At 68.0% G+C, this 24,545-nt stretch carries 19 protein-coding genes; 12 read left to right on the top strand and 7 right to left on the bottom strand.

The window, feature by feature from the left end:
• Positions 1 to 45: 45 nt before the first annotated feature.
• Positions 46 to 1,026, bottom strand: coding sequence for a phytanoyl-CoA dioxygenase family protein (locus RIB98_17590; GenBank protein ID MEQ8842796.1), 981 nt, complete (start codon positions 1,024 to 1,026; stop codon positions 46 to 48).
• A gap of 127 nt (positions 1,027 to 1,153) precedes the next feature.
• Between RIB98_17590 and RIB98_17585 the strand changes: the two genes are divergently transcribed.
• From RIB98_17585 to RIB98_17575, 3 genes are read left to right on the top strand one after another with little or no spacing between them, the layout of a single operon-like run.
• Positions 1,154 to 2,203: an ornithine cyclodeaminase family protein gene (locus tag RIB98_17585; GenBank protein ID MEQ8842795.1), complete on the top strand. Its 1,050-nt coding sequence runs from the start codon at positions 1,154 to 1,156 to the stop codon at positions 2,201 to 2,203.
• Positions 2,200 to 3,783 (top strand): AMP-binding protein, encoded by a 1,584-nt coding sequence (locus RIB98_17580; protein MEQ8842794.1) that lies wholly within the window; start codon positions 2,200 to 2,202, stop codon positions 3,781 to 3,783. Before RIB98_17585 ends, RIB98_17580 begins: the two co-directional genes overlap by 4 nt.
• Positions 3,780 to 4,025 carry an acyl carrier protein gene (locus RIB98_17575; GenBank protein ID MEQ8842793.1) on the top strand — a complete coding sequence of 82 codons (246 nt, stop codon included), beginning with the start codon at positions 3,780 to 3,782 and terminating at the stop codon, positions 4,023 to 4,025. Before RIB98_17580 ends, RIB98_17575 begins: the two co-directional genes overlap by 4 nt.
• 16 nt (positions 4,026 to 4,041) lie before the next feature.
• On the opposite strand, the gene RIB98_17570 is transcribed toward RIB98_17575, so the two are convergent.
• Complete coding sequence (locus tag RIB98_17570) at positions 4,042 to 5,337, bottom strand: glycosyltransferase (GenBank protein ID MEQ8842792.1); 1,296 nt, start codon at positions 5,335 to 5,337, stop codon at positions 4,042 to 4,044.
• A gap of 59 nt (positions 5,338 to 5,396) precedes the next feature.
• Between RIB98_17570 and RIB98_17565 the strand changes: the two genes are divergently transcribed.
• Both RIB98_17565 and RIB98_17560 read left to right on the top strand, forming a co-directional pair.
• Positions 5,397 to 13,373: an amino acid adenylation domain-containing protein gene (locus RIB98_17565; GenBank protein ID MEQ8842791.1), complete on the top strand. Its 7,977-nt coding sequence runs from the start codon at positions 5,397 to 5,399 to the stop codon at positions 13,371 to 13,373.
• Positions 13,370 to 15,010 carry an ABC transporter ATP-binding protein gene (locus RIB98_17560; GenBank protein MEQ8842790.1) on the top strand — a complete coding sequence of 547 codons (1,641 nt, stop codon included), beginning with the start codon at positions 13,370 to 13,372 and terminating at the stop codon, positions 15,008 to 15,010. The genes RIB98_17565 and RIB98_17560 overlap by 4 nt, the downstream gene beginning before the upstream one ends.
• Positions 15,011 to 15,013: 3 nt before the next feature.
• Here the strand turns inward: RIB98_17560 and RIB98_17555 are convergent, their stop codons facing one another.
• Together RIB98_17555 and RIB98_17550 are read right to left on the bottom strand one after the other, a co-directional pair.
• Positions 15,014 to 16,249, bottom strand: coding sequence for an aspartate kinase (locus RIB98_17555; GenBank protein MEQ8842789.1), 1,236 nt, complete (start codon positions 16,247 to 16,249; stop codon positions 15,014 to 15,016).
• Between the two features lie 10 nt (positions 16,250 to 16,259).
• Entirely contained in the window at positions 16,260 to 16,790 is a 531-nt protein-coding gene (locus tag RIB98_17550) for a DUF4031 domain-containing protein (protein MEQ8842788.1), read from the bottom strand.
• Between the two features lie 64 nt (positions 16,791 to 16,854).
• Here RIB98_17550 and RIB98_17545 point away from each other — a divergent pair, with 64 nt between their 5' ends.
• On the top strand, positions 16,855 to 17,247 hold the full coding sequence (locus tag RIB98_17545) for a hypothetical protein (GenBank protein ID MEQ8842787.1): 393 nt from the start codon (positions 16,855 to 16,857) through the stop codon (positions 17,245 to 17,247).
• A 9-nt stretch (positions 17,248 to 17,256) separates the two neighbouring features.
• Here the strand turns inward: RIB98_17545 and dut are convergent, their stop codons facing one another.
• Positions 17,257 to 17,694, bottom strand: coding sequence for a dUTP diphosphatase (gene dut, locus RIB98_17540; GenBank protein MEQ8842786.1), 438 nt, complete (start codon positions 17,692 to 17,694; stop codon positions 17,257 to 17,259).
• A gap of 35 nt (positions 17,695 to 17,729) precedes the next feature.
• Between dut and orn the strand changes: the two genes are divergently transcribed.
• Both orn and RIB98_17530 read left to right on the top strand, forming a co-directional pair.
• Positions 17,730 to 18,278, top strand: coding sequence for an oligoribonuclease (gene orn / locus RIB98_17535; GenBank protein ID MEQ8842785.1), 549 nt, complete (start codon positions 17,730 to 17,732; stop codon positions 18,276 to 18,278).
• Between the two features lie 9 nt (positions 18,279 to 18,287).
• Entirely contained in the window at positions 18,288 to 19,367 is a 1,080-nt protein-coding gene (locus RIB98_17530) for an MBL fold metallo-hydrolase (GenBank protein MEQ8842784.1), read from the top strand.
• Positions 19,368 to 19,404: 37 nt separating this feature from the next.
• On the opposite strand, the gene RIB98_17525 is transcribed toward RIB98_17530, so the two are convergent.
• Positions 19,405 to 20,160 carry a thioesterase gene (locus tag RIB98_17525; GenBank protein ID MEQ8842783.1) on the bottom strand — a complete coding sequence of 252 codons (756 nt, stop codon included), beginning with the start codon at positions 20,158 to 20,160 and terminating at the stop codon, positions 19,405 to 19,407.
• A gap of 436 nt (positions 20,161 to 20,596) precedes the next feature.
• Between RIB98_17525 and RIB98_17520 the strand changes: the two genes are divergently transcribed.
• The 4 genes from RIB98_17520 (at position 20,597) to RIB98_17505 (ending at position 23,884) form a co-directional block, all read left to right on the top strand.
• Complete coding sequence (locus RIB98_17520; GenBank protein ID MEQ8842782.1) at positions 20,597 to 20,971, top strand: WhiB family transcriptional regulator; 375 nt, start codon at positions 20,597 to 20,599, stop codon at positions 20,969 to 20,971.
• Positions 20,972 to 21,243: 272 nt separating this feature from the next.
• Complete coding sequence (locus tag RIB98_17515) at positions 21,244 to 22,362, top strand: cytochrome c biogenesis CcdA family protein (protein ID MEQ8842781.1); 1,119 nt, start codon at positions 21,244 to 21,246, stop codon at positions 22,360 to 22,362.
• Positions 22,334 to 22,939, top strand: a complete 606-nt coding sequence (locus RIB98_17510; protein ID MEQ8842780.1) for a poly-gamma-glutamate hydrolase family protein — start codon at positions 22,334 to 22,336, stop codon at positions 22,937 to 22,939. The genes RIB98_17515 and RIB98_17510 overlap by 29 nt, the downstream gene beginning before the upstream one ends.
• A gap of 9 nt (positions 22,940 to 22,948) precedes the next feature.
• Positions 22,949 to 23,884, top strand: coding sequence for an LLM class F420-dependent oxidoreductase (locus RIB98_17505; protein MEQ8842779.1), 936 nt, complete (start codon positions 22,949 to 22,951; stop codon positions 23,882 to 23,884).
• Between the two features lie 6 nt (positions 23,885 to 23,890).
• Here RIB98_17505 and pdxH read toward each other — a convergent pair whose 3' ends face one another.
• Complete coding sequence (gene pdxH / locus RIB98_17500; GenBank protein MEQ8842778.1) at positions 23,891 to 24,526, bottom strand: pyridoxamine 5'-phosphate oxidase; 636 nt, start codon at positions 24,524 to 24,526, stop codon at positions 23,891 to 23,893.
• Between the last annotated feature and the right edge of the window lie 19 nt (positions 24,527 to 24,545).

The following is a 24,545-nucleotide window of genomic DNA, read 5'->3' as shown; positions in this document are numbered from 1 at the left end:
ACAGGGTGCCACCGCAGCGTCGGGTCCGTAAATGGGCTCTGCGGATCAGTGCTCGGGATCCGGTGCTCGATCGGGCAGCACGAGACGGCCCCGCTCGTCCACGAACTTCCACTCGTCCTGGAAGTCGGCGTTCTCCCAGTTCCCGAGACCGGGATAGAACACCCGACCCTCTCCGTGAGGGTTGAGATCGTCGCCGTTCCATCGTTCGTCGGGGACCTCGCCTGCGAGCAGGTATCGGCTGTCGGTCGAGAGTCGACATCGGCCCTCGATGGATTCGTTGTCCAACGCGCCGTGTACGCAGCTCATGGAGAAGACCAGCACATCACCCGGTTCGAACGTCGTGGTGAGCCAACGCTTTCCGTAGCGTTCCTGCACCTCTGCCGGATCGTCGGAGAGCCACACCAGACCGTCGCGGTCGGCGTCTTTGCGAAGGTAGCCCTCGGCCAGTTCGTGGTTGTCGTGGCTTCCTTCGAGGATCATCAGTGCGCCTTCGTGAGGCTCGATCCGTCCGAGCGGGATCCAGGTCGAAAGGTGTCGGTCGGTGCCGCGATTCATGTACGGCCCGTCGCAGTGGAAGCCGCACCCCTCGCCCGGTCGTGCCAGCCGAGGCCAACGGAAGTCGTAGGGCTGCACGGCACCGCCGAGAATCGACCCCACGACGTCGATGAGCTCAGGCGCGAGAATCACCGACTCGTAGCGACTCCCGCGGCGCAGGCTCTCGGTCAGAACCCGAAGATTCGCCGTGGGTAGACCGGCGCGATCGCCGGCGATCGCCTCATCGAGCGAGAAACGGTCGTCGATCTCGCCCACGATCGCGTACTTCAACAGCAGCTCCTCACGAGCGGCCTCGACGGTCTCACGATCGAGGAGGCCGGGGAGAAAGACCCAGCCATCGGACTCGAACGCCCGCCGAATGGCGTCGGTGTCATCGAGCGACGGCGAGCGCTCGCGGAGGTCGCCGAGGCGGTCCGGGCCGCTTTGCACGGACATCCCGCCGAATCGCAGGCGTTCCGGGTGAGTGAGCATGACGAAGAAATGATCGCATCGACCCAGTCCGAGCGCCATATCCGGTCCTACTGTGAAGGTCCACGGAGGGAGGACCGGACCGGCTCGCCGTGCATCCGTGGAGAGCAGCGTTCACGTAGACACGATGATGAAGACACTTCTCCTGGGGGCCGAGGATCTCTCGGCGTTGTTGAACCACGTCGGCCGAGACGCGCTGATGGACCAGATGATCGACGCGCTGCGGGCGCGGTTCGACGACCACGATGCCGACGTCCACGAGAGCCGCGCCCGAGACGGGTTTCGCTATGAGAAACCCGCCCACGGCCTCATCGAATGGATGCCGACCCACGAGGTCGGTGGACCGGTCGTGATCAAGATGGTCGGCTATCACCCGACCAACCCGGTGCAGCGCGACATTCCGAGTGTCATCGCCACGACCTCGATGTGGGACAGCGAGACCGGGCACCTCGTGGCGATCGCGGACGCCACACTTCTCACCGCCATTCGGACCGGCGCCGCCTCCGGACTCGCCACCGACCTCCTCGCCAAGGACGGGCCCATCACGTTGGGCATCGTCGGGCTCGGTGCGCAGGCCATCACCCAGGCGCACGCCGTGAGCCGCGTCCGCACCATCGACCGGATCATCGGAATCGACACCGACCCCGAGGTGGCGGCGTCGTTCCCTCGTCGCGCCACCTTCCTCGACGTCGCGGTGGAGATCGCCGAGCCGAGCCGCACGGCGACCATCGCCGGCGAGGTCGACGTGCTCTGCACCTGTACCTCGGCCGAAATCGGCGCACCACCGGTCATCGAGATGACCGACCTGCGGCCCTGGCTCCACGTCAATGCCGTAGGTGCCGATTTCCCCGGCAAGATCGAGCTCCCGAAAGCTCTCACGACCGCGGCCGACCTCGTCGTCCCCGACACGCTCGACCAGTGCATGGTCGAAGGCGAGTGCCAGCAGCTCGACATCGGGGCGATCGGGCCCGAGCTCTGGGAGGTGACCAAACGAGCGGTCGAGTTCCGTCGTCATCGTGCGGGCCTCACGGTGTTCGATTCCACGGGGTGGGCGCTGGAGGACGACGTTGCGCTTCGCCTGGCAGTCGCGCTGGCAGAACAACTCGGCCTCGGGACCAGCATCGAGCTCGAGCGGCTTCCCTTCGACCCGCACGACCCCTATTCGAGCTCCACACCGTGATTCTCCGACCGACCCGCCCCTACCTCCTCTCCCAGCTCGTCCCGGCAGCGGCCGAACGCGATCCGTCGGCCCACGCCGTTACCGGCGGGGACGATCGTCTCGACTACGCAACGCTGCACGACCGTGTCGCTCGGCTGAGCGCGGCCCTGCGCGTGCGAGGGATCTCGCCGGGCGACCGCGTCGTGGTGGCTTCGCCGAAGTCGACGGCGGCGCACATCGCGATGCACGCCGCGATGCACGCCGGAGCCGTTGCCGTACCGATCGACCCGCGGAGCAGCGCTTCGACCGTGGACGACGTTCTCGGCCGGATCGATCCGGCGGCCGCGTTTCTCCACCCGAGCACCGCGAGGAACTGGCCGTCCCGCGCCACCCGGGTACTGACCATTGGGTGCGACCCCGGCGCGGGAGCGCCACACCTGAGCGACGACGAGGTCGCCGCCGCCGAACCCGCCGGCCCCGTCACCCGCACCGGCCACGACCCGGCGTACATGATCACGACCTCCGGTTCGACCGGTCGTCCGAAGAGCATCGTCCACACACACCGCAGCGGCCTGAGATACGCCGAGATCGCGGCCGACTGCTACGGCCTCGAATCTCGCGACCGCATGGCCAACGTCGCACCGTTCCACTTCGATCAGTCGACGTTCGAGCTCTACGCCGCGCCACTCGTCGGCGCCGGGGTCGTTCTCGTTGCCGACGCCGTGCTGCGGTTCCCGGCCAGTGTCGCTGAACTCGTCGAAAGTGAGCGGGTCACGGTGTGGTATTCGGTGCCGACCATTCTGCGTCAACTTCTCGATCGGGGGGCCCTCAGCGAGCGTTCGCTCGCCTCGCTGCGTTGGGTGATCTTCGGCGGCGAGGTGTTTCCGGCAAACGACCTCCGGCGACTGATGCAGCTCGCCCCCAACGCACGATTCAGCAACGCCTACGGTCCGGCCGAGGTGAACCAGTGCACCTTCCATCATCTCGACGAGCCACCCACCGACGGTGAGTCGATTCCGATCGGCGTGGCGTGGGGCGACACGGCATGCCGAATTCGTCCGGTCGGCCAACACGACGCGCCCCAGGCCGAAGAGCGCTCCCTCGGGGAGCTGTGGGTGTCCACCGCGACCGCGATGGCCGGCTACTGGGCACAACCCGAATTGACGGACCGAGCCTTCGTCGACGAGGTGGGCCCCGGCGGAATCGTCACACGGTGGTATCGAACCGGTGACCTGGTCGAGCGGGATGCCCACGGCCGGCTTCACTTCCTCGGTCGACTCGACCGCCAGGTGAAGGTTCGCGGCGTCCGCATCGAACTCGAGGCCGTGGAAGCCGCCCTCGACTCGATCGCCGGAGTCTCCGCCAGCGCGGCCGGACTCACCGAGTCGGGATCGCTCGGCGCGCTCGTCGAGACGACGACCGTGGAGGTCGACACCATTCGCGCCATCCTTCACGACAGGCTCCCCCCGAGCGCTCGGCCCGAATTCATCCGAACGACGACCGCACTTCCCCGAACCGGGTCCGACAAAGTCGACCACGCCGCCGTCGCGGTGCGGATCGAGGCGTTGGATCGTTCCCCAGCCGCACAGGTGACGCAATGACCGAGTCTGCCTCGACCCTCGAACCCGACCTCCTCTCGATGATCACCGACGAGATCACATACGGCGTGCCGGTCGATGCCGACACCGACTTGCTCCTGACCGAGCTGGTCGACTCTCTCGGAGTCATCCGCATCGTCGCCTGGCTCGAGCAGCGACTCGGTGTCGAAATCGACCCGGGTGACGTGGTGATCGAGAACTTCCAATCGGTGAGAAAGATGCTCGACTACGTGAGCGCTCGGTGAGCCGGCGGCCGACGACTCAGGCCAGCAACTCGTCGATCGCCGGGGAGAGGCGATCATGCTGAGTGGCGGCGCGCAGCTGCATAGCCAGATCGTCGAGGTGCCGCCTGATCTCCGACGACGCCAGGACCGTCCGGAGATTCGACGCGATCGTCGCCGTGCTGTCGCGTCGACGATCCCCGACCATGCCGATGCCGTGATACTCGACCCGCGCCGCATTCCCGGCCTGATCATTGACCGCGAACGGGTAGACGACCATGGGCACGCCTGCGATCGCGCACTCGTGGAGCGTGCCGGTTCCCGAATGGACGATCGCAGCCGCGGCGTGGGCGAGCAGCTCGCGCTGCGGCAACCACGCCCTCCGGAGGAGGTTCTCGGGATCCGGCCCACCGGTCGGTCCGACGGCGACGAATCGGAGGTCGGGCGAGATGCGGGCCACCTCGACGATTCGTTCGGAGAAGTCGTCGGCATCGGTCGCCATGAATCCGCCGAATGCGCAAACCACGAGCGGGGCTCCTTCCTCGCGGGCCCGACCGACGAAGCCGACCAGATCAGGGTCGGCGACGCGAGCGAGTGCCGTACGGTCGGGCAGCTCGAGCAGGGGTCCCACCACCCGCACGTGGGCGGGCCACTGCTGGGGGAGATCGAGCTCAGGGGCGATCATGGCGATCGTCGGAACCGCCCTCGGCACGAACGGATGGAGCCAAGGGAGACTCGTCATCTCCCGTCGCACGCCGAGACGTCGAGCGAGGTGGCGAACGACCGACGCCCGCTCGACCTTTCGCCCCGAGAGGTGGTAGCGCCCGTCGCGCCACACTCGCCGCCCACGGCTGATCCACCAGGCCACGGACAGGGACGTACGACCACGGAAGCCGACCCTCGGCACCATCGGGGAGTCGAGTGGCGGGACGCCCCGTACCGGCCACAGTCCGAAGAAGCTGCTGAGCACCGCCACGGGCAGTTCGGGGCATCGTGCCCTCATGGCAACGACGAACTCGTGCTCCTCGATGTCGACGAGCACCAACTCGGCGCCGACCTCGTCGAGAACCTCTACGACCGAGTCGACGTCGATGCTGCGGCTTGCCGTGGCGATGGCTCGCCATTGCGCAACCGGGCGCAGTCGACGCCGAGTCGTGTCGGGTTTCGCGCGCCACGCGCAGATCCGACGCTCGACCCCACCGAAACGGTCCAGCGATCGTTCGCCACCGTCGACAAGCACTACCCGGTGTCCGGACGCCAGAAGACGATCGGCGAGCCGCGCCGCCAGGATTCGTTTGGAGGTCACCTCGCCCGGGACCAAGACGATGGTTGCCATGCGCATCGTTCCTTCGTCGGCGGGCCGAGTATGGCACCGACGACGGTCAGGCCGCGACCATGACCGAGACCCATATCGCGATGCCGAGCCGCCACAGCCTCTCGCCCATCCAGCGCGCCCTCTACGCGTCGCAGCAACGCGACCCCCGATCTCCCATGCAGAACATGGCGAGCGTTGTCCACATCGACGGCCCGGTCGACCACGACCGGCTGGCCGCAGCCTTCGCCCAGGTGGTCGCCGCACACGACGTCTTACGCACCCGCGTCATCGCATCGGGGGCGGAAGCCACGTCCGTGCAGCTCAGCGCCGAGCCGGCGTCCACGGAGACCATGGATCTTCCTCGCGACGATGTCGGCGAATGGGCGGCCCGTCGAATCGCCGACGTGATCGACGTCGCCGAGCGGGTGTTCGACAGCGTGCTGCTGCGCCACGAGGACGACAGCACCACGTGGTACCTCGCCCTCCACCACTGCGTCACCGACGCGGCCGCATCAACGCAGATCTTCCGCGAGACCGCCGAGGCCTACGTCGGCCACAGTCCGACCCCCGACTCGTACTACGACTGGGTCCGACGCCTGAGCAGACCCGACGAGAGAATCGCGCGAGCACGCTCCCACTGGAGTGAGCGACGTCTTGCACCTCGGTTCGGTCATCTCTACGCCCGAAACCGGCCGCCCACGGCTTCCAGCACCAGGGTCCCGGTCGAATTCGATGCCGACTTCCGCAGGTCCCTCGAGGCACATCTGTCGGGACGTTTCCGGCTCCTCACCCCCGACCTGGCCTGGACGGCGCTCCTCCTGACGGCAACCGCGGCCCTCCTCCATCGCATCACCGGAGCTGTCGAATTCGACATCGGTGTTCCGGTCCACAACCGCAGCGCGCCGCAGGCCCGCACACTGGTCGGTCCGCTCGTCGAGGTATTCCCGGTCGGTGTCGAGATCGACGCCGACGACACCTTCGCCACGCTGCATCATCGGGTGGCCCGATCACTCGCATCGACCCTGGCCAACGCCAGTCCCGGCACCGCCCCCCACGGGGCGAACATCGAGGCGATCGTCAACGTCGTACCGGCGGCCGATATCCAGGAGTTCGCCGGCATCCCGGCGACCTTCGGTTATGTCCATTCGGGGGCGGCCGACCGGACGCACTTGCTCCGCGTGCAGCTCTTCCGATTCGGCGCACCCGAGCTCGCCCTCGATGTCAACCAGGCGGCGGCCGACGAGTCGGCCACCGAGCGAGCACCGGCCCACTTCCTGCGGGTACTCGAGGCACTCGTCGATCGGCCCGACGACCGGCTCGATGAGATGCCCGTCCTGACCGCCGACGAGGCGGCGACAATGACGCGCTGGGGTGATGCTGCGGGGCCGGACTCGGACCCACCGCTCGTCGTGGCGCGCCTGCGTGACGCGCTCGACGGGTCGACCCGGGTTGCCCTCGTCGACGGAGAGCGGTCCTGGACCGGCGATGATCTGTGGCGCACCGTCACCGCCGTGGCCGCGTCCCTGCGGGCGCAGGGCGTCACCAGCGGCACCCGCGTGGCCATCGAGATGGAACGCTCGGCGGACGCGGTGATCGCGATCTATGCAGTGCTCGTCGCCGGCGGGTCCTACGTACCGATCGATCCCGCCCAACCCGACACCCGACGACAACGACTCATCGAGCGCGCCGAGTGCGTGCTCACCCTCCGGTCGCTTCCCGAGATCGACGAGACCCGCTTCGAAGATCCCGAAGTCACCGAGACCGACGAGTGCTACCTGCTCTACACGTCGGGGTCGACCGGCGAGCCGAAGGGGGTGCCGATCACCCACCGCGGCCTCGCCGACTATCTCGCGTTCGCGATCGACCACTACGTCCAGCGCGACGAGGACCTCGTGGTCCCGCTGTTCAGCGCGTTGACGTTCGATCTCACCGTCACCAGCCTCTTCGTGGCGACTGCGACATCCGGACGACTCGTCGTCCTCCGCGGCGACGGTCCCGCCGTCGTGGCCGCGATCGCCGCCGACACGGACTTCACCTGGTGCAAGGCAACGCCGAGCCATCTCGAGATACTCGACCGTCTCCTGCCCGACGAGCACGGACTCACCACCCTCGTGGTCGGCGGCGAGGCTTTTCTCGCGCCCCTCGCGAACCGCCTGCGATCGAAGCTCCCCGGTGTTCACATCTTCAACGAGTACGGGCCGACCGAGGCCGTCGTCGGTTGCATGATCTACGAGGCGACCGGCGACTCCCACCGTTCGAGCCCCGAAGTCCCCATCGGCCGGCCTGCGCCGGGCGTTCGTCTTCGTGTGGTCGACGAGGCGTTTCATCCCGTACCGGTCGGGGCCCCCGGCGAACTCCTGATCTCCCACCGCGGCATGACCACGGGCTACCTCGATGCCGACCCGAGCGCGTTCATGGAGATCGACGAGACCCGCTGGTACCGATCCGGTGACCTCGTCCGCATGCTCGACGACGAGACCTTGGTCTACTTGCGTCGCATCGACGAGCAGTTGAAGGTCGGCGGCATCCGCCTCGATCCCAGCGAGATCGAAGCAGCCCTCGTCAGCCATCCGCTGATCCGACGCGCGGCGGTCCGGCCCTGGTCTCCGACCCACCGCCCGGCCAACCGCCACTGTGTGCGCTGCGGACTCGCCGACAACGTTCCAGGGGTCTCGTTCGACGACTCCGGAACGTGCGACCGGTGCCGCGACTACGACGCGGTCCGCGATCAGGCCGAGTCCTGGTTTCGCACACCTGACGACCTCATCGCCCTGCGAGACGAAGCCCGTCGATCGCGACGCGGCGACTACGACTGCATCGCCTTGCTGAGTGGCGGCAAGGACTCGACCTACGTCCTCTACCAGCTTGTGAAGATGGGCTTCGATGTCCACGCACTCACCCTCGACAACGGCTTCATCTCCGACGAGGCCAAGGAGAACGTCCGCAGGTCCATCGACCATCTCGGTGTGTCGCACGAGTTCGCAACCACAGACGCGATGAACGCGATATTTCGCGACTCACTCGACCGCTTCAGCAATGTCTGCCAGGGGTGCTTCAAGACCATCTACACCGTGGCCACGAACCGAGCGGTCGAGCTCGGTGCGCCTCTCGTCGTCACCGGTCTCTCCCGAGGCCAACTCTTCGAGACCCGCCTGACGCCTGCGCAATTCGCCGAGAGCCGTTTCGATCCCGCCGCGATCGACGAGGCGGTGCTGGCAGCCCGCAAGGCCTATCACCGCACGGACGATGCCGTGACCCGGCTTCTCGACACGGAGATCTTCGAGACCGACGATGTCTTCGAGGCGGTGAGCTATGTCGACTTCTACCGCTACCTCGACGTGGAACTCAGCGAGATGCTCCGCTTCCTGGAAGAGGAGGCACCGTGGGTCCGGCCCTCCGACACCGGCCGGTCGACGAACTGCCGGATCAACGCCGCCGGCATCCAGACCCACCTCCATGAGCAGGGCTACCACAATTACGCGGAGCCCTATGCGTGGGACGTTCGCCTCGGCCACAAGCAACGCGACGAGGCGCTGGCCGAACTCGATGACCGAGACGACGTCGCCGAGGTCGCCGCGATCCTGGCCGATGTCGACTACCGGCCACGACGCCGCGAGGTGCTGACGGCCTGGGCCGAACTCGAGAATGACACCGCACCACCCACACCGACCGAACTCCGCACCCACCTCCAGAGCCTCCTCCCCGCCTACGCCATACCCGACGCGTTCGTGTTCGTGCCCGAGCTGGCCATGACCGCCAACGGCAAGCTCGACATCGAGAAGCTGCCGGCGCCCGAGCGATCCCACCGCTCGAGTCCCGGCATGGTGCTCGCACCCGCCTCACCGCTCGAACGCACCATCGTGTCGATCTGGGAGCGGCAGTTGGGCATCGAGCCGATCTCGGTCGACGACGACTACTTCGCCCTGGGCGGCGACTCCCTCGGGGCGATCGAGATGGCGATGCTGCTCACCGATGAGCTCGACGTCGACGTGCCCGATTCGGTCGTGTTCGCCAACGCCGTCCCGCGCCGACTCGCCGAGGCCATCTCGGCGTTCCTCCAGGACGGAACCACGGAGGCCGGTCCACAGCCTGCGACCGCCGGCTCGCCACCGCCCCTGTCGGACGGCGAGCAGTCGCTCCTCTACGAAGCACGCCTGCATCCCGTCGACCCGCGCTACAACCAGGGCCGGACCTATCGGATCCACGGTGTCGTCGACGTCGACCGAATCCACAGGGCCATCGAACGCGTCGCCGCCCGGCACCAACCGCTCCACTGGACCCATGCCAGCCCGAGGGTCCGCCTGACGCCCACCGCCGCTGTCGACTTCCGGGCCGATGAGCCCGGCACCACCGAGGAGGCCGAGCGGTCGGCGGCAGCACTCCACCGCGCACCCTTCGACCTCGAACGAGGACCGCTGCTGCGGGCCCAGCTCGGTCAGCTCACCGACACGGAATCACCCACGGCGATCCTGACGATCGCGACCCACCACGTCTCGACCGACGAAGGCTCCTTCGACCGACTCTGGAGCGAGATCGCGACGGCCTACTCCGGCGACGATCTCCCGCAGCTGCCGATCTCCTACGCCGACCACACGACGTGGCAGCGGCGGCGCGCTCCCGAGGCCGCAAGAGCCTTCTGGCTGGAGCACGCCGCAGGCGGTGCGCGTCTGCCGATCATGCGCCCTACGCGACACGAGCCCGACGGCCTGCGGCAGCGTCCCACGACCCTTCGCGCCGACGAACTACGCGCCGCCGCGGGCGCCAGCCCATTCGCAACGGTGCTCGCCGCGGTTGGTCTCGCCCTGCGTCGCATCGACGGCCGTCGGCCACCTTCGGTCGGCGCATTGGTTTCGACGCGGGACCACGCCGCCGCGACCGATCTGATCGGCTACTACCTGAACACCCTCCCGATCGAAGTCCCGGTCTCGGACGAGCTCACGCTCGCGCAACTGCGCACTGCGTGCGCCTCACGACTCGCCGAGGCAATGACCCATCGTTCGTATCCGTTCGCCCGCATCGTCGCCGACCAGCGCGATGTCGGGCGACCCGACCCCACTCCGCAGGTGCTGGTGACGCTCCAGGAGCTCGGCGCCCTTCGGCTCGGTGAGGTGCCCGTGGAACAGGAGATCCTCTACAGCGGATCGGCCGTCGCCGACGCAACGATCTTCGTCCAGGTGCGCGACGACCGAGTCGAGCTCGCGATCGAGCACCGCGCCACCGTCATCGATGCCGCAATGGCCGATTTCCTGTTGGCCGAGGCGGAGGCCGCCCTGACCGCGATCGTTCGGGCACCCAAGCAGACCGTTGCCGAGTGGCGCAGCCGAGGGACGAACGATCACGTCCTCCACGGGGATCCGGCGCCGACCTCGACACACGTCCTCGACGCGTTCCGGGCCCATGTTGCCGCTCGGCCGGATGCGATTGCGGTGCGGCTCAAGGACACCACCACGAGCCGCCTCGATCTCGACCTCTGGTCCGACCACATCGCCGGCCGTCTCATCGCCGACGGAATCCGACCCGGCGATCGAGTGGCGATGGCGGTTCGGCGCTCCGCTGCCGCCGTGGCGTCGATCGTCGGCATCCTCAAGGCCGGCGCCGCCTACGTTCCCATCGACCTCGACTACCCATCGGACCGCAACCGCGAGATTCTCGATGGCGCCGGCGTGGCAATGGTCCTCGTCGCCCGGCCCGACGCAGAACAGGCCGTGCTGGTGGGTCATCCGCAGGTCGTCATCGACCTCGCACCATCCGAGTCCCTCGAGCCGGGGAACGCGCTGCCGCCGACGTCGCTCGACGACACCGCCTACGTCATCCACACGTCCGGCTCCACCGGCACGCCGCGGGGTGTGGCGGTGGATCACCGTCGACTCGCCGTGAGCACTGCGGTGCGCGGCCCCGTCTACCGCGACGATCCCGACGACTTCCTGCTGCTCTCGAGCTTCGCGTTCGACAGCTCGGTGGCGGGCCTCTTCTGGGCCCTGAGCACCGGCGCGACCCTGACGCTTCCGACGACGACGCAGGCCCACGATGTCGACGAGCTCGTCGATCTCTTCACCGGCGGATCGACCCACACGTTGCTCGTTCCCACGCTCTACCGGGCGGTGTTGAGCCGAGCCGGCGAAGGTGGCGCGTGGCCCCGCCAGGTGATCGTTGCAGGCGAAGCCACCACCAGCGAGCTCATCGACGCCCACCGCCGAACCCATCCGGAGAGCCGACTCACCAACGAGTACGGACCAACGGAAGCAACCGTATGGGCAACTGCCGCGCATCTCGACGCAACGTCATCGGGGGTCGTCCCCATCGGTACGCCGCTCCCGGGGACCTGGGCGGCCGTGATCGATGCCGACGCACAGCCGTGCCCGCCCGGCGTCGTGGGCGAGCTCGTGCTCGGTGGTGCCCTCGTCACCGACGGCTACGACGGCCTGGATTCGGATCGGTTCCTCGATTCTTCACCACTCGGCCCCGGTCGGGCCTTTCTCACGGGTGACCTGGCGGCCCACGTCGGCGGGCAGATCTACTTCCTCGGTCGTTTCGACGACCAGCTCAACGTCGGCGGAGTGCGCCTCGAGCCCGGTGAGATCGAAGCGGCGCTGGAGTCGGTCGAAGGCGTCGAAGCAACCGTGGTGGTCGCCCAAGACCCCCGGTCGCTCCAGGTGCGTCTCGCCGATGCGGACGCGGCGTCACTGCGATCCGCATTCGATCACGCGAGCGGCTCGGTCGACCCGCTGAGTGAGGTCTTCGCCGCGCTCGAGGACCCGTCGCGCCAGGCGGTGGTCGCCCATGTCGAGCCGGGTGAGGTCCGGCCCGACATCGCTGCGCTGCGCACCGCAGCCCGGGATCGCTTGCCGGCGTCCAGCCGCCCGGTCCGCTACTTCCTCCACGACGCACTCCCACGCACACCGAGCGGAAAGATCGACCGACGCGCGGTCACACGCATTGCGATCGAGGAGCCGGCGCCGTCGGCCCCACCACCCGCCACCACGATATTCGACGACCCCGAACTCACCGAACTCGTCCACCTGCACCGTCGGGCCCTCGAGCGCCGAACGGACGACCTCGCAGGCTTCGGGCCAGACACCGACTTCTTCGACGCCGGCGGCGACTCGCTCGCCGCACTCGAGCTGCTCCAGCTGGTCGAGAGCCGCTACGGCATCACCCTACGCGTGTCGGTTCTCTTCGAAGCCCGAACACCGCGGGCGCTGCATCGCACGCTCGGCCTGAGCGGCGAAGCGCCGGCGACACACGACGACCTCGTCGTGATACGGCCCGGGACCGAGGCTTCGGCCCCACTCTGGCTCCTTCCCGGTGCCGGTGGCGTCCTGCTCGTCTTCGAACGGATCGTCGCCGCACTCGACCCCGACCTGCGAGTGCTCGGGCTCGACTATCCCGGCACTCGCGGTGAGCGCTCCCCGCTCACCACCGTGGAGGAGCTCGGCGAGTACTACACCGACGCCATGCGCCGAGCCCAGCCGCAAGGCCCCTACCGCATGCTCGGCTACAGCCTCGGCGGACTGGTTGCGGTCGACATCGCACGGCGTCTCCACGAAGACGGCGAGGTCGTCGAGTTCCTGGGCGCGATCGAGGCCGGACTGGCCGACGCGGCCGATCCTCGCTCGCGCCGCGAGATCTACCGCGACACCTATGCGGACGAGGGTCTTCGAGGAATCACCCGCCGGGTCCGGGAAAAGCTGAGTGGCCGCTTGCGGCGCGCACCCGAGAAGGCCTCCCGTCGTCTGCGGACCATCGTCGAAGGCGCAGCCATCAGCCGTTTCGGGCTCCGCCCATCCGATCGTTTCCTGTTCATCCGCATGCTCGCCGTCTCGCGCGCCGCGGGACTGCGCTACCGACCGCCGCGGATCTCGAGTCGGGTGACGCTCTTCGTCGGCGCCGACGCGACCGACCAATGGCGCCAGGCGATGACGACGTCGTGGTCCGAGGTTGCCGGCGCCGGCCTCGATGTCCTCACCGTGCCCGGCTCCCACCTCGACAACGCGATGCTGACCGACCCCGCCGCAGCCCGAGCGCTCGCCGCCGACGTATCGAAGGCGCTCCGGTGAATCGGATCGTTCGCGACCAACTCGTCGACACGATCCGCCCCTACCGAGGCCGCATCGCCTTGGCCACCGCTCTGTCGATCGTCCAGGCGCTCGCCCTTCTTCCCATTCCGCTCCTCCTCGGGTACGCCTTCGACACCGCACTGCCCGACGAGCGGAAGGGCCTCGTGCTCGGGCTCGCAGCCGGCGTCTCGGCCGCGGTGCTGGTGAGTGGCGCTGCGTCGGTGGTGAGCATGTACTTCCAGATCGGAACCGCGACACGGATCGGGCAGGACCTGCGGGGTGCGCTGATTCGTCGACTGTTCGATGCGCCCCGCACGATGTTCGACCGAAGCCTCGTCGGTGACATCCACGACCGGGTCGTGACCGACAGCCTTCGCGCCGTCGAGATGTTCGGCGCCGCCCTCAACAAGCTGGTGCCCGACATCGTGATCACCGTCGGCGTCGCGATCATTCTCGCGATCCTCGATGTGCAACTGGCACTGGTCACCCTGGGATTCCTCCCGCTCGTGTTGCTCGTCTCCCGATTCATGATCGCCCGCCAGACTCCGGCCACGCGCCACTACCACCAGGTGTTCCGGGAGTTCAGCACCCGCGTCATGAGGATCACCCGGAGCCAGGACCTCATCCGTGTGACCGGCTCAGAGGGACGCGAGTTGACCGCAGGAGACCAGGAGCTCGCGATGCTCACCGGCGCCCACAGTCGGTTCGAGTTCATCGCAGCCGCCCATCGCGCCGCCCAACAGTCGATCATCGGACTCGCCGGTGCCGCGCTGCTCGTCGCCGGAGGGGCCGCAGTCATCGACACCTCGATGACCCTCGGCGAGCTCCTCGCGTTCTACGCCGCTTTTGCGATGCTACGCGGACCCGCCGGGCGGTCGGCGGGCGCCTACAGCGAGCTCATCAGCGGCTGGCACGCCTACCAACGGGTGATCGACTTCCTCCATGATCCCTCATCCCGCCCGTATCACGGCACACGTGCGGCCGATGCCGGAGACGAATTCTCGTTCCACGACGTGAGCTTCGGCTACACCGATGACACACAGGTGGTCGACCGACTCTCGTTCACGATGACACCGGGATCGGTGACCGCGTTGATCGGGCCCAACGGATCGGGGAAGAGCACGGTCGTCAGTCTGCTCCTGGGCTTCTACCGGCCCGATGGCGGCGCGATCCGAATCGGCGACCTCGGCTACGACGAGGTCGATCTCCATGACTTGCGCCGCCAGTTCGGCGTCGTGCCCCAGGAGCCGTTCCTCCTACCGGGCTCGATCCACGAGAACATCACCTACGGCGCCGACCCGACCGATGCCGAACTCGAGCAGGCCCTCGCCGTTTCCGGTGCCGATGCCGTGGTCGACGGCCTACCGAAGGGCATCGACACCGTGGTCGGCGAAGACGGCCAACTCCTCTCCGGCGGCCAGCGACAGCGAATCTCGATCGCCCGTGCCCTGCTCGGCGAGCCCAAGGTCCTGGTCCTCGACGAGCCGACGAACCATCTCGACGAAGCGGCGATCGGCGACTTCCTCCGGCGTCTCAACGATCTGCGATCGACGATGACGGTCCTCTTGATCAGCCATCACCGCGCCGTCACGGCCCTGGCCGATCACACCGTCGAGCTACGGGAACAGGCGGGCTGACGGTCAGACGTCGTCGCGGTCTTCGGCCGCCTTGTCGAGCTGGAAAGCGGCGTGGAGGGCAATGACGGCATCCTCGACGGCACTCTCTCGCACCACGCAGGAGATGCGAATGGCCGAGGTGGAGATCATCTCGATGTTGATCTCGCTCGCGGCCAGTGTCTCGAACATCGTGGCGGCAACGCCCGGGTTGGTCTGCATCCCGGCGCCGATCAGGCTCACCCGGGCGATGGCGTCGTCGGCCACGACGTCGTCGGACCCGAGCTCGTCCTTGATCGAACGCAGCGCATTCGTGGCGGCCTCGATCTGTTCGTGCGGCAGGGTGAAGCTGATGTCGGTGCGACCCTCGTCCGACACGTTCTGCACGATCATGTCGACGTTCACCTCGGCGTCGGCCAGCGTGCGGAAAAGCAGCGCGGCGACGCCCGGCCGGTCACTCACCCCGGAGACCGTCATCTTGGCCTCGGAAGTGTCGTGCGTGACCGCAGAGATGATGGCGCGTTCCATGGAGGCCTCCTCGGTGACCCAGGTTCCCGGCACCCACGAGAATGCGCTGCGGACGTGCAGCTTCACTCCGTGGGAACGGGCGAGCTCGACCGACCGCATGGCCGGTTTCGGACAACCGGTGGCGGTCATCTCGAGCAGTTCGTCGAATGAGACATGATGCAACTGGCGGGCATCGGCGACCACCCGCGGGTCGGTGGTGAACACGCCGGGCACGTCGGTGTACAGCTCGCACGCCTCGGCGCCGAGCGCATGCGCCAGCGCAACCGCGGTGGTGTCGGAACCGCCACGACCGAAGAAAGTGACGTCGTTGTCGGTCGACACACCCTGTGAACCACCGACCACGGGGACCTTGCCGGCGTCGAGTGCGTCCTTGATGCGGTGGGGGTTGACGTCGAGGATCTTCGCGTTGCGATGCGTCGAGTCCGTGAGGAATCCGGCCTGACTACCGGTGAACGAATCGCTCTCGATCCCGAGGTCGTGCAGCGCCATCGACACGAGGGCGCACGCCTTGCGTTCGCCGCCGGTGATGAGCATGTCCATCTCGCGACCGGGCTTGGTCTTCGACACCTGTTCGGCCAATCGGAGCAGCTCGTCGGTCTCCTTGCCCATCGCGGAGACGACCAACACGACCTGGTCGCCCTTCTTGCGACAGCGGGCGACGTGGTCGGCCACGGCCCTGATGCGATCGGGATCGCCGACGGAGGTGCCGCCGAACTTCTGCACGTAGAGGGCCACAGCGAAAAGGCTACCGGCCCGGTGCGCCGGTCGAGCCGGAATAGAGCTCGATGCTCCAGGACCCGTCGGCCCGGGGGCCGGTGGCCATCGACGCGGCCCCGGCCGGCACCACGACCGAGTCCGGGAAGTCGCACAGCAACACCCGCTGATGCGGATCGGCGAAGAGCGCGACTGCGGCGCTCGTCGTGTCGACCGCGAGGATCTCGGACCGGCGACGAAGGTCGACCGGCCCGTCGGTCATCGCAACGCCCGGAGCCCAGGTGGCCAGCCGCTGCCATCGCGGTTTTGCATTGCGGTCACGCAATCCGGCGTCGCGCAGACGCCGAACGAGCTCACGGCTGTCGACGGCGACGGCACCGCCGGCGAGGGCCCGATCCCGGTCGATCGAATCCACGTCGTAGTGGTCGCCCTGGAATCCGAGCCGTCGTTTCCCGATCGAACGGGCGAACTCGTGGAGCTCGTCCCGGGAACGATCACTCACGAGGTGGGCCCATCGCAGTCCGCGCCATTCCCACCGAGCGTCGTCAACGAGGATTGCCACGCCGACGACGCTAGCGGCACCGGCGCGATCGGCTCTTCGGCCTCACCCGTGACAAACTCACGCAGTGGGGCAGACCGACACGAGCGAGATTCTGATGCGGGTCCCGGCCCGGGCGCCCTACGCGCGCATCGTCCGCGTCGGCGCCGCCGCGCTGGCGCTGCGCCAGGGAATGAGTTTCGGCGAGATCGACGATCTGCGCCTCGCCATCGACGAGGCCATGATCCTGCTGCTCGACGGCCTCGATCAGGAGGGCGAAACCGACATCGACATCGTCTTCCGGATGGCCGACGGCTGCTTCGAACTCGAGGCCACCCGACGAAAGGGGCCCAAGGTCGGGGCGACCGCGGTCCACCGGTTCGACGCGATCGTCAGCGGCCTGGTCGACGACTACACCGTCGACCCGAACCAGGCGAGTGTCCGGCTGGGCAAGGCCCCGGCGGAGGCTGCGGCCCGGTAAGCCGCCGGCTCAGCGTCCGCTCGACCCGAACCCGGTGTCACCCCGGTCGGTCTCGTCGAGGAACTCGACCTCCACGAACTCGACGTGGCCGACGGCCTGCACGACCAGCTGGGCGATCCGCTCGCCCCGCACGACCTCGAATGCGGTCGACGGATCGAGATTCACCAGACACACCTTCAGCTCACCCCGATACCCGGAGTCGACCAGGCCCGGGGTGTTGAGCACGGTCACACCGTGTCGGAATGCAAGACCGCTGCGGGGTTGCACGAACCCGGCGTAGCCCTCGGGGAGGGCGATGGCGATGCCGGTGGGCACCAGCGCCCGGCCACCGCCGGGCGCAAGGGTCACACTCTCCCGGGCGACGAGGTCGACGCCGGCATCGCCGGGTTTCGCGTAGGCGGGCAGCGGGAGTTCGGGGTCGAGTCGTAGGACGGGAAGATCGATCACGGCTCGACCCTAGCGACCCCGTCTACCCTGATCGGATGCTTGCTTGGATGGACCTCGAGATGACCGGGCTCGACCCCTCCCGTCACACGATCGTAGAGATCGCCACGCTGCTCACCGACGACGACCTCGAGCTGGTCGCCGAGGGACCGGACCTGATCGTTCGGGCCACCGCGGCCGAACTGGCCGAGATGGACGACTTCGTCACCGACATGCACACCCGCAGCGGACTGCTCGAGAAGATCTCGGCATCCACGGTCAGCCTCGAGGAAGCCGGCGAGCAGACGATGGCGTTCCTGCGCGAGCACATCCCCGAGGCCCGCACCGTGCCACTCTGCGGCAATTCCATCGGCACCGACCGACGATTCCTTGCGGCGTATCTGCCCGAGGTCGAGGAGTTCCTGCACTATCGATCGGTCGACGTGTCCACCCTGAAGGAGCTCGCCCGACGCTGGTACCCCGACGCGTTCGCCTCGGCGCCGAAGAAGGCCGCCGGCCATCGGGCGCTCGACGACATCCGCGAGAGCCTCGACGAGCTCCGCCACTACCGCTCGACCCTTTTCGTGAGTCCGCCGACGCCCCAATAGGGTGCCGGGGTGACCGATCCCGTCTACACGAAGCAGGAACAAGAGCCGGCCTCCGAAGAGGTGACCGAGGTGGCACCGGGCGTGCTCCGGCTCCAGCTCCCGATCTCCATGCCCGGCCTCGGTCATGTCAACACCTACGCCCTCGAGGACGAGCGGGGCTTCGCCCTCGTCGACCCCGGTCTTCCCGGCCCCGAGTCCTGGGCTGCGTTGCTCGAACGGCTCGCCACGGCCGGCATTCCGCTGGCCCGGGTGCACACGACCATCGTCACCCACTCCCATCCCGACCACTTCGGTGGCGCCGACCAGCTCACCGAGGAGGCCGGTGCCGCCGTCCTCACCCACGAGTCGTTCCGGTCGCTCGTCGCCGAGGCCAACGACGACATCGACATGGACCTGCTCGACGCCGACGAGGACGAGCTGGTCGAGGTGTGGAAACGGCGGTTCGCCTCCTTCGAACCCACGCCGTGGGGCACCACCCGAGAGCCGCCGCCCGACGAGGCCATCCGCCGCTGGATCGTCATGGGCCAGGGCGGTCACCGCCGGTTCCGAGGCCCCGAGCCCACCATCCGCGTCGCCGACGACGAGATCGTGCGGCTCGCCGGGCGCGACTGGTTCGCGGTCCACACCCCCGGCCACACCACCGACCACCTGTGCCTCTTCGACCCCGAGGAGGGCGTGCTGCTCGCGGGCGACCATGTGCTGCCCACGATCACCCCCCACATCGCGGGCTCGACCGACGTGAACGACCCGCTCGCCACGTTCTTCGCGTCGCTCGACAAGGTCGCCGCGCTCGAAGGGCTCACGTGCGTCCTGCCGGCTCACGGCCATCCGTTCGAGGACCTCTCCGGACGCTGCACCCACATCCGCGAACACCACGACGACCGCTTGCAACTGTTGCGCGACGCAGCCGACGCCCACCCCGACGCGCCCGTCGAAGCCTGGATGCAGGTGCTCTTTCGCGAACGGTCGTGGGGCGAGATGGCCGCCAGCGAGACCTACGCCCACCTCGAGCATCTCCGGGTGATCGGCGAGGCCTCGGCCCGCCGCGACGACGACGGCCTCCTCCGCTTCGACCTCGCCACCGCCTGATCTCCCCTCGACGGCCGCCAAACCCGCCGTTCGACACTCAGGAGGGCGGCAGGGGGACGATCCGAGCGACGCTGCCGGCGACGCCGTCGGTCGTGAGCCACGTTTCGATGCCGGCATCGACGGTGCGCCACTTCAGCCGCACATCGGTGCCGGGTTCGACACCCGGACCGTGTTCGAGTTCGGCGCGGACCGGGAACTTCGCCTGACCCGACCGCTCGAGCGCTTCCTCGACGGCCATCCACTGCGCGGCGTTGTTCACGTGGCCGAGCACGTCGAGGTCGCCGAAACGAACGGTCCAGACGTCGTCGTGGACATCGTCGGGCCAGGCCGACGGCAGGGTGGTCCGCGCCGAGATCTGACGGTCACCGGCCGTCTCGCCCCAGATCTCGAAGAAGTCGGGCGAGAGCTTGGCCGGACGACCGGTCGCGGCGTCGACGAAGACCCACACCGTGGACGCCTCGACGTGGGCCCCGCGGTCACCGCGGAGCTGGGTGCGTCGCTCGGCCCACCGGCCGCCGTAGCCGCTGCACCAGGTGGCGATGTCGAGCCATTCCTCGAAGACCGGCGGCTGGTGGATCTCGAGCATCGTGCGCCGCACCACCCAGTTCATCGGATTCGCGAGCTTCGAGTCGGCCGAATCGTCTCGGGCGACGTCCTGCAGGTGCCGCACCAGCGCATCCAGCCGACACCGGCTGGTGGGATCCACATCGGCGAGACGGACCCGGCGACCGGACTCGAACACCCGGCCGGACCGCGGCCGAGGGGTGATTTCTGCGGCTCCGGGTTCGGCCATGGGCGGCACCGTAGCGGGCCGGTCCGGACCCGATTCGAGAAATCGCCGTTAATTCGGTTGACGGATGCCGAAGCGTCCGCCACCGTGTCACCTGCCGGAGAGACCGGCCGCGACCAGGAGTCGACATGAACAACGTCATGTGCAACGAGCATCACAACGGTTTCAACGCCGCCGCCGCTCCTGCGCGTGCTGATGTGCGTTCGACCCTCGCCATTTCGACCTCGTGGACCTTTGCCACGAAGCCCTATGGCGACCAGCGGCCCTCCGGAGCCTCTCCCGGGTGACACCAATGTCACCCAAGAAAGGGAGAGAAGCACTGCGGCCGCCGGAAAATCCGGCGGCTTTTCTGCTTTTCGGGCACGAAATACGACACGAAGACCAACACCACGTCGGACACGACAAAACGAAGCAACCCACCAGGGAAGGAGACGAGGTCATGGGACCCCTCGTCAAAGAGAGCGACGACATACACGACAACTTCATCCGGGAGGCGGCGACGTGGGAGAACCACGCCGCGTGTCGCTCCGTCATCGATGCCGCCGACCTGTTCTTCAGCGAGGACATCGGTGAGATCGCGGCGGCCAAGCGGGTCTGTGCCGAGTGCCCGGTGCTCGCACCGTGCCTCGAGGGCGCCCTCGACCGGCGTGAGCCGTGCGGCGTGTGGGGCGGTCAGCTCTTCATGAACGGCAAGATGCTGACGGTCAAACGCCGTCGGGGTCGTCCACCGAAGGTGGCTCGCCCCGAGGACCAGATGCCCGTCATCGCGGTGCCGGCACACCTCGCCGACCAGGCACAGCGCCTCACGGCCTGACCTGAACCTCCCCCCACGGCGCAGGCGCCGGCGTGGTGTCGAAACGATGAACCCCCGGGCCCGGGCAACGGCAGATGCGAGCCCCGGCCTGACCATCGACACGACACCGCGCCGGCGGTACGGCGACCGGCGGGAACGATCACGGCCCCGCCGGCGTTGGAAGCAGACAGCACGTCGGCGGGTTTCTCCGCCGACAGGCGGTCGGCTCGTACGTGCGAGTACCGTTTTCGTGGAGTTCCCATGCGCGACGAGATCAACGAGGAGATTCTCTGATGGGCGAGTTCGCGTGGCCCTTCGGTCTCGGCATCTTCGCCGCGTTCAACCCCTGCGGGTTCGCGATGCTTCCGGCGTACCTGTCCTACTTCCTCGGTATCGAGAGCAAGGAGCACGGCCAGAGCCGACTGGCCACGGTGGCTCGAGGCCTCGTGGTCGGTCTCGTGATGACGATGGGTTTCATCGCCGTGTTCGGCACGTTCGGCGTGCTCTTCGCCACGGTCATCAACCAGGGCGACGTGCTCGACTACGCCCCCTACGTCATCATCGCCATCGGCGTGCTGCTCATCCCACTCGGCATCTCCATGCTGCTCGGGCGGCAGCTGAACGTGCGGCTGCCGAAGATGAACAAGGGCACAGGGAGCCGGAATCTCGGGTCCATCTTCATGTTCGGCGTCAGCTACGCGGTCGTGTCGCTCTCGTGCACGGTGGGCATCTTCATCTCCGGCGTGAGCAACTCGTTCTCGGCCGACGGTGTGGCCCGGGGCACCGGAAACTTCCTCGCCTACGGCATCGGCATGGGTGTGGTCGTCACCTTCCTCACGATGAGCCTGGCCCTGGCCAAGAGCAATGTCGCGACCAACATGCGGCGCATCCTCCCCCACATCGGACGGTTCTCCGGGGTGCTGTTGGTCATCGCCGGCATCTACATGATCGACTACGGCATCTGGGACTACCGGATCACCGTCGACAACCAGTTCGACGCGGGCAATCTTCTCGTCGATCAGTTCCTCGAGTTCCAGAGCGCCACGACCACGTGGATCCAGGAAACCACCACCGAACGGATCGGCCTGTTGTCGCTCTTCGGCATCTTCGGCGCCCTCGTGATCGGATGGCGCGACGACCTGCGTGACCCGGTTTCGCGCGCCTCCATCGGTCTGGTGTATCTCGCCGTGTACTTCATGACCGAGGTCTACAACGGTGGTGAGTTCATCCTCCTGCCCCTGCTCCGCTTCGTCGGCGGCTGGCCGGCCCGCATCGGCAACTGGTTCTCGGACCCGGTCCGGGCCGGCGTTCCCCTCGAGGTCGTCTTCGTCGCGCTGGTCGCCTGGATCGTGTGGCGCCGAGTCGGTCGGTATCGTCCGCAGCATGCTGCGCGACTTGCTCGGACATCCTGAGGTCACCGAGGTCTGCGAACTTCGCAACACCTTCGGCCTCATGGCGTTCCACGGCGGCAACCTCGAACGCTGCACCGACGTGATCGCCACCGAGGTCGCCGAGCGCACCGATGCATCGCTCTACGCGATCATCCAGGCGCCGCCGTTGCGACGCCACATCCCGTCGACCGCCTTCGACCCCGCCCACTCTCCCGCGCTCGCCGGCTTCGTCGACCATGTCGATGTCGTCATCGCGATCCACGGCTACGGCCGTGAGGACCGGTTCTGGGATGTGCTGTTGGGAGGCCGCAACCGGGCCCTCGCCACTCACGTCGGCGATCACCTGCGCGGCGGTATCGACGAGCGCTTCGGCATCATCGACCGCCTCGACGACATCCCCAAGGGGCTACGCGGCCAGCACGCCGACAATCCCGTGAACCTCCCCACGAACGCCGGGGTACAGATCGAACTGCCGCCCACCACCCGCTGGAACCGTGAGGAAGCTGAATGGTCCGACTGGCAGGGCACCAGCCGGGCCCCGCAGGTCGAGCAGCTGATCGAGGTACTGAGCAAGGCCGTGTCGAGCTGGCCGCTCTAGTCTCCGAGAATGCACCTCCGCATCTTCGTCGAACCCCAGCAGGGCACCACCTACGCCCGCCTCCGCACGCTCGCCCAGCGAGCCGAAGCCCTCGGATTCGACGGCTTCTCCACCTCGGACCACTACCTGCACATGGGTGACGGCGACGGCCTCCCCGGCCCATGTGATGCCCTCACCACGCTGGCCGGGCTCGCCGGCGACACCGAACGACTTCGCCTCGGCACGCTGGTCACGCCGATCACCTTCCGGCTACCCGGCCCACTGGCCATCGCCGTGGCCCAGATCGACGAGATGAGCAACGGACGCGTCGAGCTCGGACTCGGCGCCGGATGGTTCGAGGAGGAACACCGGAAGTACGGCATCCCGTTCCACGACCTCGGTGGTCGGTTCGATCGCCTCGAGGAGCAGCTCGCGATCATCACCGGTCTGTGGGAGACCCCGGCGGGTGAGGAATTCGAGTTCTCCGGTGAGCACTACACGATCCAGTCGTCGCCGGCGCTGGCGGTACCCACCCAGTCGCCCCGCCCGCCGATCGTCATGGGCGGCTTCGGCCAGAAGCGGACGCCTCGCCTCGCCGCCACCTACGCCGACGAGTTCAACGTCCCGTTCTCGCCGGCTGCCGCGTTCGCGCCGGTCACCGACAATGTCGTCGCCGCCTGCGAAGCTCGCGACCGTGATCCGGCGACGATGACGTTCTCCGCCGCCCAGGTCGTGTGCTGCGGAACCGACGAGGCCGAGATCGCCCGCCGGGCCGCCGCCATCGGGCGAGAGGTCCCTGAACTTCGCGAGAACGGCGTGGCCGGCACCCCGGACGAGTGCGTGGCCCGGCTGCGGGAGTTCGCCGATGCCGGCGCCACCCGGGCCTACCTCCAGGTGCTCGACGACACCGACCTCGACCACCTCGAGCTCATCGCCGCGGAGGTGGCACCTCACCTCGCCGCCTGACGCGGATCAGGGAGCGAGCCGGACCACGGTCCACTCGTCGTCGTCGGCTCGTCGGTACTCCAGGCGGTCGTGGAGTCGGTTCGGTCGGCCCTGCCAGAACTCGACCGAGCGGGGCCGTACGAGATAGCCGCCCCAGTGTGGGGGCCGGGGAACGGTGTCGGGAAAGCGGGCCTCGACCTCGGCCTGGCGAGCCTCGAGCTCGGCCCGGGACGCGATGACCGCCGACTGATCGCTCGCCCACGCCCCGATCTGGGCGCCTCGGGGTCGGCCGGCGAAGTAGGCGTCGGACTCGGGATCGGGCAACAGCTCGACGTCGCCCACCACCCGGATCTGTCGCTCGATCTCCCGCCAGACGAACGTCAGGGCCGCCCGACCCGTGGCCGTGATGGCCGCGCCCTTCACCGACCTGCGGTTCGTGTGGAAGACGAAGCCCCGCTCGTCGGCCCCCTTCACGAGGACGGCCCGAGACGACGGCCAGCCGTCGACGCCCACCGTCGCCAACGTCGCCAGGTTGGCGTCGAAGGGGTGGGTGGACGCCCAGGAAGTGAACCAGTCGTCGAACTGGGCCATCGGCGTCGGCGCGAGATCGGACTCGTCGAGTCCGGCGAGTCCGTAGTGCTCGCGCATCGCAGCGAGGTCCATCGACGCAGCCTACGGTGCA

The sequence above is a fragment of the Acidimicrobiales bacterium genome (assembly GCA_040219515.1).
GTDB lineage: Bacteria > Actinomycetota > Acidimicrobiia > Acidimicrobiales > Aldehydirespiratoraceae > JAJRXC01.
The sequence above is the reverse complement of the archived record's forward strand: the minus strand, read 5'-3'. Positions and strand labels throughout refer to the sequence as shown.